6 protein-coding genes and 1 tRNA gene are annotated in these 11,109 nt (G+C 45.4%); 2 read left to right on the forward strand and 5 right to left on the reverse strand.

The annotated features are described in order from the left end of the window. Nucleotides 1-237: 237 nt before the first annotated feature. Both gcvP and gcvH read right to left on the reverse strand, forming a co-directional pair. The gene (gcvP, locus tag Q5691_RS22255) at nt 238-3,189 is read right to left on the reverse strand and encodes an aminomethyl-transferring glycine dehydrogenase (RefSeq protein ID WP_333347124.1); all 2,952 of its coding nucleotides are present in this window, start codon (nt 3,187-3,189) and stop codon (nt 238-240) included. A gap of 431 nt (nt 3,190-3,620) precedes the next feature. Continuing rightward, entirely contained in the window at nt 3,621-4,010 is a 390-nt protein-coding gene (gene gcvH, locus Q5691_RS22260) for a glycine cleavage system protein GcvH (RefSeq protein ID WP_333307394.1), read from the reverse strand. Nucleotides 4,011-4,070: 60 nt separating this feature from the next. Between gcvH and Q5691_RS22265 the strand changes: the two genes are divergently transcribed. After that, on the forward strand, nt 4,071-4,913 hold the full coding sequence (locus Q5691_RS22265; RefSeq protein WP_333347127.1) for an alpha/beta fold hydrolase: 843 nt from the start codon (nt 4,071-4,073) through the stop codon (nt 4,911-4,913). A 148-nt stretch (nt 4,914-5,061) separates the two neighbouring features. On the opposite strand, the gene gcvT is transcribed toward Q5691_RS22265, so the two are convergent. The 3 genes from gcvT to Q5691_RS22280 form a co-directional block, all read right to left on the reverse strand. Next, nucleotides 5,062-6,213, reverse strand: a complete 1,152-nt coding sequence (gcvT, locus tag Q5691_RS22270) for a glycine cleavage system aminomethyltransferase GcvT (RefSeq protein WP_333347131.1) — start codon at nt 6,211-6,213, stop codon at nt 5,062-5,064. Nucleotides 6,214-6,405: 192 nt separating this feature from the next. Beyond that, nucleotides 6,406-6,478 (reverse strand) — tRNA-Ala (locus Q5691_RS22275). 153 nt (nt 6,479-6,631) lie between these two features. Continuing rightward, nucleotides 6,632-6,835: a hypothetical protein gene (locus Q5691_RS22280; protein WP_333058474.1), complete on the reverse strand. Its 204-nt coding sequence runs from the start codon at nt 6,833-6,835 to the stop codon at nt 6,632-6,634. 402 nt (nt 6,836-7,237) lie between these two features. On the opposite strand from Q5691_RS22280, the gene Q5691_RS22285 reads away from it, so the two are divergent. Then, nucleotides 7,238-10,621, forward strand: a complete 3,384-nt coding sequence (locus tag Q5691_RS22285) for an Eco57I restriction-modification methylase domain-containing protein (protein WP_333347134.1) — start codon at nt 7,238-7,240, stop codon at nt 10,619-10,621. The last annotated feature ends 488 nt before the right edge of the window (nt 10,622-11,109 follow it).

Here is an 11,109-nt window from a genome sequence, read left to right on the forward strand (position 1 = left end):
TGCGGGCCATTTATCTAGATTAATCAGCCGTTCTACATTTAAATTTAATATCGTTTCCGGTTGGATGGGAATGATAAAGTCAAGGTCAATAATTCTACATTTCCCCACTCCCCACTCCCCATCATGTATGAGTGTAACCGGAATTGATATAACTTTTGGGGCGGGCTAGAAGCCCAACCCCTACTCCTCACAATAGTGTGTGTGTAAGATTCCCATTGTGTACCCGGAGAGACTTATTTAACCTTGACTGTAAGCCTCCATTGGCAAACAAGAACAGACAAAATTGCGATCGCCAAACGCATTATCTATCCGCCCCACCGCCGGCCAAAACTTATGTTCGCGAGTCCAAGGTGCCGGATAAGCCGCTTGCGCGCGAGTATAAGGACGATTCCACTCATCAACCATCAGAGATTCTGCCGTGTGCGGCGCATTTTTCAAGACGTTATTTTGCGCGTCAACATTACCATTTTCAATTTCCGCAATTTCCGCTCGAATTGCAATCATTGCATCGCAAAAACGGTCTAATTCCTGCTTCGATTCGCTTTCGGTAGGTTCCACCATTACCGTACCAGCAACCGGCCAAGAAACCGTCGGCGCGTGATAGCCGTAATCCATCAACCGTTTAGCGATATCTTCTACTTCAATAGCCGCAGATTTTTTGAGCGATCGCAAATCGAGAATACACTCGTGCGCCACCAAACCCGCTTTCCCTTTGTACAAAACGGGATAATAAGATTGTAACCGTTTTGCCATGTAATTAGCATTAAGAATTGCTACTTTTGTCGCCTCAGTTAAACCCACTCCTCCCATCATCCGAATGTACATCCAAGAAATAGGCAAAATGCTAGCACTTCCCCAAGGCGCGGCGGAAACAGCACCAACTGATATTTGTTGACTGTTAACGGTTGACTGTTGACTGTTAAGAATAGAATGACTGGGCAAAAATTCTACTAAATGAGACATTACCCCAATCGGCCCCATTCCCGGCCCGCCGCCGCCGTGGGGAATACAGAAAGTTTTGTGCAAATTCAAGTGACAAACATCAGCACCAAAATCACCGGGGCGGCACAAACCAACTTGAGCATTCATATTTGCGCCGTCCATATAAACTTGTCCGCCGCAGTTGTGGACAATCTCGCAAATCTCTTTAATTTCTTCCTCAAAAACGCCGTGGGTTGATGGATATGTCACCATCAAAGCCGCCAGTTCATTTTTGTGTTTTTCTGCTTTTTTATGTAAGTCAGCAACATCAATATTGCCTTGAGAATCGCACTCTACTGGAACTACTTTCATCCCCGCCATCACCGCGCTAGCCGGATTTGTACCGTGGGCTGACTGGGGAATCAAACAGAGATTTCGGTGAGATTCGCCTCGGTGTTCGTGGTATTGACGAATAACTAACAAACCCGCGTATTCGCCTTGGGAACCTGCGTTTGGCTGCAAAGAAATTCCCGCGAAACCGGTAATTTCTGCTAGCCACTGTTCTAGTTGCACGAACATCATTTGATACCCGCGAGTTTGATCGGGGGGTGCAAAGGGATGTATCTTGCCAAATTCCGCCCAAGTCACCGGCATCATCTCTGCTGTTGCATTCAATTTCATTGTGCAAGAACCCAATGGAATCATCGATGTATTTAGCGATAAGTCCTTGGCTTCTAAACGGTGCAAATAGCGCAAAAGTTCAGTTTCTGAATGGTAGCTGTTGAAAACTGGATGGGCGAGATAGCTGCTGGTGCGATCGCAAAAATCTGGTAAGGTCAAATAGGAATTCAATGCGTCTGCATCCAGCGGAATGTTGAGAGCATTCTGCCCGTCACCCCTGATATAATCTTTATTCTGTGCAAAAATTTCCCACAACTCTTGCACATCTTCAACGGTGACAGTTTCATCTAAAGTGATTCCCACCGTCGAATCATCGAAAACTCGGAGATTAATTTTGCGAATTTTAGCAGCTTCTAGAATTTCTGACAGCGGTTTGTCTCCCAATTCTACCCGCAAAGTATCGAAGAAAGGTTGCTCGCCAATTTTGTATCCGAAACTTTTTAAACCGGATGCCAAAAGTGCTGTTAAAGTCCATACTTTCTCAGCAATGTCTTTCAGTCCAGACGGGCCGTGATAAACAGCATACATACTCGCCATCACTGCCAGCAAAACTTGAGCAGTACAAATATTGCTAGTAGCTTTTTCGCGGCGGATGTGCTGTTCGCGAGTTTGCAAGGCCAAACGTAAAGCAGATTTGCCGTTGGCATCTTTAGAAACGCCAACTATTCTCCCCGGAACTTGCCGTTTAAACTCTTCTCGCGTGGCGAAATAGGCTGCGTGGGGCCCTCCGAATCCCATCGGCACTCCGAAGCGCTGAGTGCTTCCTACGGCTATATCCGCGCCGAATTCGCCGGGGGGTGTGAGCAAGCAAAGGCTCAAAATGTCGGCGGCTACTGTGACTAATGCGCCGGCTTCGTGTGCCGATCGAATAAAATCGGTATAGTCGTAAATTGCGCCGTCTGTGGCGGGGTATTGCAGGAGAGCGCCGAAGATTGTACGATCGAACTCAAAGCTTTGATGGTCGCCGACAATTACCTCAATTCCCAGCGGCTTAGCGCGAGTTTGCACCACTTCCACAGTTTGAGGGTGGCAATCTTGGGAAACAAAAAACGCTTTTGCCTTATTTTTACTCGCGCCGTAACTTACCGCCATCGCTTCCGCCGCCGCAGTCCCTTCATCCAGCAAAGAAGCGTTGGCAATTTCCAAACCCGTGAGGTCAATTATCATGGTTTGGAAGTTCAGTAAAGCTTCCAATCGCCCTTGAGCAATTTCGGCTTGGTAGGGTGTGTAAGCTGTATACCAGCCGGGATTTTCTAGGATATTCCGCTGGATGACGGGGGGAGTTATGCAATCGTGATATCCTGTGCCGATGTACGATCGAAATACCTGATTTTTTGCAGCAATTTCTTTCAATTCTGCCAAAGCGCTGTACTCGCTTTGCGCTGCGGGAAGTTGTAAGGGTTGAGAAATACGAATCGCCGCTGGAACCGTTTTGTCAATCAACTCATCGAGGCTGGAAAGGCCCAAAACATTGAGCATTTGCTGGATTTCGCTGGGTGTCGGGCCAATGTGCCGGCCCGCAAAACCATTTATGGGGGAAAGGTTTTGCTGCTGACTGGGTTCAAGTTGAGGGCTGTAGAGTACCAAGGCGGATTCTCCTGAATTGACTTTTGCTTCTTTGTTTGTAACATTTTGCTAAGAAAACAAGGAAGATTTTCTGCGTGTATCAAAGTCCGAGAGTCCGACAGGGGTTGAAACCCCTCTCTCATAGCTAAAGTCGTCGGTCGCCGACTAAGCAAGATTTTTTGCGTGTATCAAAGTCCGACAGCGGTTTCAACCCCTGTCTCATAGCTAAAGTCGTCGGTCGCCGACTGTAGATTAAGGTCGATGATTGAAACCGCTGTCGAGAGTCAAACGAAGTCTGCCTTATCGGACAAGCGAGATAAAGGGGGTATTTAAGCCGGATTTGGTATCAGTCGTCTTTAGACGACTTGTGCTAAAAGCCCCGTGGGTTTCAACCCCTGGCGGATTGTGGAATTATCAACAAGCCCTATGCCCTATGCCCCATGCCCTATGCCCTATTCCCCTTCGACCATTTTTCGATACTCTGGGGCCGAGAAAGCGTCGTCTGCTTCGCTGGGATTGTCAACGCGCACTTTCAGCAGCCACCCAGCGCCATAGGGGTCTTCCGCCAAATTTTCGGGAGACTCTATAATTTCATCATTGCGTTCTACAACTGTACCGGTAACTGGTGCTTTCAAGTCTTCAACCGCTTTCACTGACTCGACTGTACCGAAAGCTTCGCCTTTTTCCAACCCTGCACCGACTTCGGGCAAATCTAGAAACACGATATCGCCGAGTTGGTCAACTGCAAAAGCACTAATGCCGATGGTGGCAATTTCGCCTTCGAGTCGGATGTATTCGTGGGTGTCTAGGTATTTCAAGTCATCGGGGTATTTTAGTGCCATATCTTTTCTCACAATAAACAAAGTATCAAGTAAATCTTAGTGAACTATGGGCATTTATTGATGACTAAGTGGAACAAAAAAAATATTAAACGCTTGCTTTTTGGAGAATTTTCTATCAAACGACTGATGCGCTCTATAATTTTTATTTACGCATTTCTATGTTTTTACGGTTTCTTTTTTTCAGAACGGCTAATTTTTCAACCTCCCCCATCTAGCCAGAGTGATAGCAGGGAAGTTATCAAAGTTAGCTCAGCTAATGGCGTGAAAATTTCTACTGTTCATTTACCTAACCCGCAAGCTAAATATACCATACTTTACAGTCACGGGAATGCGGAAGACTTGGGCGGGATTTTGTGGCTACTCAGAGAGATTCGAGATAACGGTTTTGCTGTGTTTGCCTATGATTATCAAGGTTACGGCACGAGTCAGGGAAATCCTTCTGAGGATAATACTTATCGTGATATTGATGCAGTTTACAATTATTTAACCCAACATTTGGGAATACCTGCCAAGCAAATTATTCTTTACGGGCGTTCTGTGGGGGGTGGGCCGGCAATTGATTTGGCTTCCCGGCAGAAAGTCGGCGGTTTGGTGGTTGAAAGTTCCTTTGTTTCGGCTTTTCGGGTGTTGACGCGGATTCCGCTTTTACCCTTTGACAAGTTTGTGAATATTGATAAGATTGGCAAAGTTCGATCGCCTGTTTTGGTGATTCATGGTAAAGCTGATGAGGTGGTGCATTTTTGGCATGGAGAGAAGTTGTTTGCAGCGGCGAAGCAGCCGAAATTAAATTTTTGGGTTGATGGGGCCGGTCATAATGATTTGATGGATGTGGCGGGCGATCGCTATGCTGCAACTTTGCGAAATTTTGCTAAGCTAGTAGATGAATCTTCTCGACCAAGATGAGCAACGGTCTAGAAGCCCGTTCCACAAGAACACATACACTTACACTTTATAGCCTTTCTCAGTAACATGAGGTGCACGCTTGATAAGCGGGCATAGGGCATAGGGCATAGGGCATACCTCACCAAGATTGAGAACTGCTGTACCTAATTTAACAGGGGCGATTTTGCGATTTATAAAATGGTTTTTTCACCACATTAGCCGGATAGTTTTTCCCGCGAATTTCGACTTCTAATTGCTGACCGATTTTAGCTAATTTTGCCGGAACAAATGCGAGGGCAACTGCACGATTCAAAGTAGGCGATAATGTACCGCTAGTAACTTCTCCTACTTTTTCGCCTTCAAATATTACCGGATAGCCGTGGCGCGCAATGTGCCGCCCCTGCATTTCTAGCCCTACCAACCGCTTCGATACTCCACTCGCTTTTTGCTGTTCCAAAACCTCACGGCCAATAAAATCGCCTTTGGTGTCGAGGTGAACTACCCAACCCAATCCAGCTTCTAAAGGCGTGATATTGTCGTCGATATCTTGACCGTAAAGAGCCATTGCTGCTTCTAAACGCAAGGTATCTCTCGCACCCAATCCGCAGGGAACAACGCCAGCAGCTAACAATTTTTGCCACAGTTCTTTTCCAACTTCGGCATCCACCATAATTTCAAACCCATCTTCGCCGGTGTAACCAGTTCTGGCGATAAAACTCGGCTGTCCCAACAGATTTGTTTCTAAGTGACCAAATGCCTTAATTGGTGTGAGGCTGTCTTCCACAAAAGGCTGGAGATAGTTAACAGCTTCCGGGCCTTGAATTGCTATTAAAACTTTATCTTCGGAGAGGTCTGTAAAACACAGTTCGCTCAATTCTAAGTGCGTGGTGATCCATGCTTTGTCGGCGATGCGAGTGGCGGCGTTGACAATAATTACTGCACGTTCTTCGCTAGTGATAGCGTCGGGTTCTTGCCAGTAGAAAATAATGTCGTCTAAGATGCAGCCTTTGGCATTTAGCAAGACTGTATATTGAGCTTGACCGGGTTGCAAGCGGCTCAAGTCTGAGGGTACTAAGGGTTGAAATTTTTCTATTACTTGTTTCCCTCTCAAACCAAATTTTCCCATGTGGGAAATGTCGAACATTCCTGCTTGCTGGCGTACTGCTTGGTGTTCGCTGCTGATGCCTGCGTACTGTACTGCCATCTCCCACCCGGAAAAGGGCACCATTCGGGCTTTGAGTTCTAATGATAGGTCGTACAGAGGCGTGCGGGCAAGTTGGCTCGGACTCTCTGGATTGTTGGGTTCAGTTGACTTTGCCACAGGTAGCGCTTTGGTTGCGGGTAGACTGTTTTGATTTTAGGGGAAAATTGGTTTTCGCGGTGTGTGGCACGATCGAATTTAAGGACACGGCTATGGTGTTTCGGTACAAGTCGCGATCGAATTTAAGCACGCGGTGGTAATGTTTCGGTAAAAATTAGGACACACCAGTGATGTATCCCTAATTTTAATTTATGGAGAATAGCGGGCTCGAACCGCTGACCCCTACAATGCCATTGTAGTGCTCTACCAACTGAGCTAATTCCCCTTTCTTTTCGCGCTCTCAATCATGCCTTAACTGACCAATATTTGTCAAGCTTTTTGGGGAAATTAGTTTTGAGCCTTCGGCTGGCAAGGCTTTCGGCTTTTTTTTCACAAAACTCTCCTCGCTTCTGGACAATGGTCAATCGCCTACTATCATTTAGTAAGTGTGTTGGGATATTTCGCTCAAATGGCTCAAACAAGACCCCATGAGGAAGTAGACGACTAGCAGAGCGGCGGCTGATACCGCAACTAGGGTGCCGGCTAGCATTAGTGAAAATTCCCGTTGCGCGATCGCCTCTTGCATTAAGTGCAAAGACCAGGCAACGAGGGCAACGTCAATTATTAAAATAGGAACCAGCATAAGTTACGATTTGTAACAGCTCACCTATTGTAACAAAACTTTTGGTTAAGTGCAGATAAGCTCAGACGTATTTAACTATTGCTGTAAAACCCAAAGGGAGCAGCGGAAAGCCGCTGAGAAAAAGTTATAGCTTTTCTTGATAATTACAATATGCAAAGTTAATGAGAGCTAGCTCAGCCTTAGAGGTGCGTTTTTGACTCTTGAGCGATCGATTAAGAACCCGATAGCTGCGCTTCACAGGCTTTTTTGAGGGGTGAGGGTGCGTTAGCGAAGCCCGCCCCTACGGGGGCTACGCCAACGAAGAGGATCGACCTTTGAGTACAACTGATTTGATAGCAGAAGGTCTGAGCCGCTGTTGCACTTGGATGCTGTAAAATTAACTTTATTAACCTGCTTGAAAAGATGACCAATCGCTCTACTCGCGCCCTTTTTCACAGCAAAACACTCAACACTGCTTTGCGCGCTTTTAGCTTTCCGCAAGATATGGAAGTGCGCCAACAAAAATTGGGAACGTGGATTGCTGCACTTAAAACGGGTACGTTAGACGAAGTTAAAGAAGTTTCGCTGCACGGCAGTTTTATTAATGATATTTTTCAGGATATTTTGGGATATTGCTCGGTAATTCAAGGTGCGGGGAAAGCTTGGGAAATTAACGCGGAACAAACGATATCTGATGGCGGCGGTTCTGCTGACGGGGCGATCGGCTTTTTTACTGCTGCTGACAATCCTAAAGGCGAAACCGTGTCCCTGCAAGGTAAAGTGATTGCTCCGATCGAACTCAAGGGAGCGAAAAATGATTTAGACCGTCCCGCATCCGGGCGATCGGAATCAGCAGTTGACCAAGGTTGGCGCTACGCTAATTATACACCAGATTGTCGCTGGATTATTGTCTCGAATTATCGAGAAGTGCGACTTTATCATACCAATAAAACTCCTGCTTATTACGAACAATTTTTTCTGACTGACTTGGCGGATATTGCAGCTTTTAAGCGGTTTTACTTTCTGCTGTGTCGTCGCAATTTTTTACCTCACAACCAAGCTCAAACAGTTTCTTTTATTGACAGACTGTTAAAAGACTCTGACGAAGCTCAAGAGGAAATCACCAATAAATTATATCAAGAATACAAAGCAATTCGACTCGCTCTCGTCAAGCATTTTCGCTTTACGGGGCCGCAGGATATCCCCAACCGCGATCGCGTACTCATTGAAAAAGCTCAAAAAACTTTAGACCGCGTTTTATTCATTGCTTTTTGTGAAGATAAAGGATTGCTGCCGCCAAAAACCCTCAGCAACGCTCACGACAACAAAGACCAATACAATCCTAGATTAATTTGGGAAAATTATCAATCTGTATTTCGCTGGGTTGATGTGGGAAATGATGACCCTCCTGTACCGGGATACAACGGCGGTTTATTTAAATTTGATCCGATTTTAGACGCACAATTGACCGTGCCAAATCCTTTATGCAGTCTGCTTAATAAGCTGACCAGATTTGATTTTGACACCGAAGTTTCCGTCGATATTTTGGGGCATATTTTCGAGCAGTCTGTTACAAATTTGGAAGAATTAAATGCTGAAACTACCGGACAGGAATACAATCAGAAAAAAGGCAAGCGAAAAACTCAAGGTGTCTTTTACACGCCAGCTTTTATTACTCAGTATATTGTCGAGGTTTCTCTCTGTGGCTATTTGCAGCGGCGAGAGCAAGAATTGCGCGATTTATTCCTAATGGGCGAAGTTGCTGAAGTGTCGGTTCAGCCACCAAAGAAAACTGCAATTAAGTTTTGGAAAGCGTATCGAGACGAGGTGCTGCAAAAAACGCGCGTCATCGATCCGGCGTGCGGTTCGGGTGCTTTTTTGATTGCGGCTTTTGATTATTTGATGCAGCAGTATGAAAGAGTCGATCGCGAATTGAATGCTTTGGGATGTCAGCCAAAAGACGGCAACTCGCTGGAATTTGACAGAAGCATTTTAAGCAACAACCTGTACGGCGTAGATTTGTTGCCGGAATCGGCGGAAATTACCAAACTTTCTCTGTGGTTGAAGACGGCCGAACCTGGTAAAACCCTGACGTATTTGGATGATAATATTAAAGCGGGAAACTCGATTGTCGCTGACAGTAATGTAGCAGATACAGCGTTTGATTGGCAAGCTGAATTTTCCCAGATTTTTGCTGATGGCGGTTTTGATGTTGTCATTGGCAATCCACCTTACGTGCGGCAGGAGTTGCTGTCTCCAATTAAACCATACTTGCAAGCAAATTATGAATCATATAACGGCGTAGCAGACCTTTATACTTACTTTTATGAACTCGGATTAAAGATTCTCAAACCGGGGGGAGTGCTTTCGTATATTGTCACAAATAAATGGCTGCGGTCGGGATACGGCGAACCTCTACGCAAGTTCTTTGCCAGTCAAGGTTTACTAGAGCAAATTATTGATTTCGGACACGCGCCAATTTTTGAGGATGCTGATACTTTTCCCTGTATTGTCGCAGTTAGAAAACCTAACGCTTCTCTATGTATCTCTGAAACTGAAAGCGAGAGTGAGCAAGGTAAATTTGAACCTAATTCGTCTGTGATTGTTTGTCCGGTTCCGCGCGAGGAACTTGCTAATATCAACCTTACACAATACGTTCAACAACACGGCTATCAAATTTCGCGAGATCGTTTTACTGCGAATGCTTGGAGTTTGGAACCTCCTGCTGTTGATGATTTGATGCAAAAAATTCAACGAGTGGGTGTTCCGCTTAAAGATTTTGCAGGGGTTAAGCCTTATCGAGGTATTTTAACAGGATTGAATGAAGCTTTTTTAATTGATGAAGCTACTAAAAACAGTCTAGTGCAAGCAGACCCTAAATCCGCTGAAATCATCAAGCCATTATTGCGAGGTCAGAACCTTAAACGCTGGAGTCCAGAGTGGGAAAATCTTTGGATTATTCTGCTGAAGTCTAGCAGCGATAGTGTATGGCCGTGGAGTACCGCAAACGATAAAGCAGAGGAAGTATTTTCACAAACATTTCCATCGGTATATAAGTATATGAAGCCGATGCAAGAAAAACTGTCTAAGCGTTCCGACCAAGGGCGTTACTGGTGGGAACTGCGATCGTGTGCCTACTATAACGTTTTTCAAGAACCAAAAATTATCACTCAAGATTTGGCTACTTATTCTTGGTTTTGCTTCGTCGATCAAGAGATATACCCAGTGAATACTTGCTATCTATGGCCAACAGGAAATTTTTATATGCTTGGGTGGCTGTGTTCGCCAATAACTTGGTGGATTTGTCACCACACTTTGCAAAAAGGAATCAATGACACACTGCGAATGTTTAGAGAACAGGTAGAAGCTTTACCCATCGCACCACCAACTGACTTAATTCGTGCCGAAGTAGAACCAATTGTCAGCCGTTTAATTGAAATCGCCAAAACTAATCAAGAAACTCACCGAGATGTCTTGCACTGGCTGGAAATCACTTATTTAATTGATAAACTAGGACAAAAACTCGAAGATTTTTCTGCGCTTTCTTTGGCAGAGTTTGTAGCAGAAATCAGAAAGCGGATGCCGAAAACTAAATCCTCCGATCCTCTCGGCGTTGCTGGACTAAAAGCAGTCCGCGAAACTTATAATGAATATGCACCGGCCATTCAATCTCGCAAAGCTGAGGCGTTGAGACTCGAACACCGTTTATCCGATTTAGTTAATCAAGCTTATGGATTGACACCGGAAGAAATAGATTTGATGTGGAAAACAGCACCTCCGCGAATGCCGATCGCCCGACAGATTTGATCTAATATTAGAGCCGTGTTTGTCTTCGTCTGGAATGTTGGGATAACAATTTTTGCCGCCGACCAATTATGCAATTTGTGCGGGATTTAAAGGTTAATTCTTGACCTTTGAGGTAATTTTTAATCTCCTGTCATCTTGCTCCCCCCTTAGCAAGGGGGGTAAAACACCTAATGCTCTCAGCGATTTAATCCCCTGTTATCCCATCTTGCTCCCCCCCTTAGCAAGGGGGGGCTGGGGGGGGTTAAAAAGCCAAGCAAGAACGAAAAAACCCTCTTGCTCTCCCCCTTAGCAAGGGGGTAAAACACCTAATGCTCTCAGCGATTTAATCCCCTGTTATCCCATCTTTCTCCCCCCCTTAGTAAGGGGGGGCTGGGGGGGGTTAAAACACCTAATGTTCTCAGCGATTTAATCCCAGGGCTATTTCATTCTAGTGTAAGGCCTGATAGAATAACAGATTAATCTCACTGAGGGTTCAGGTCAAAATGTCC

This window comes from Microcoleus sp. w1-18aA5 (assembly GCF_036701705.1).
Lineage (GTDB): Bacteria > Cyanobacteriota > Cyanobacteriia > Cyanobacteriales > Microcoleaceae > Microcoleus.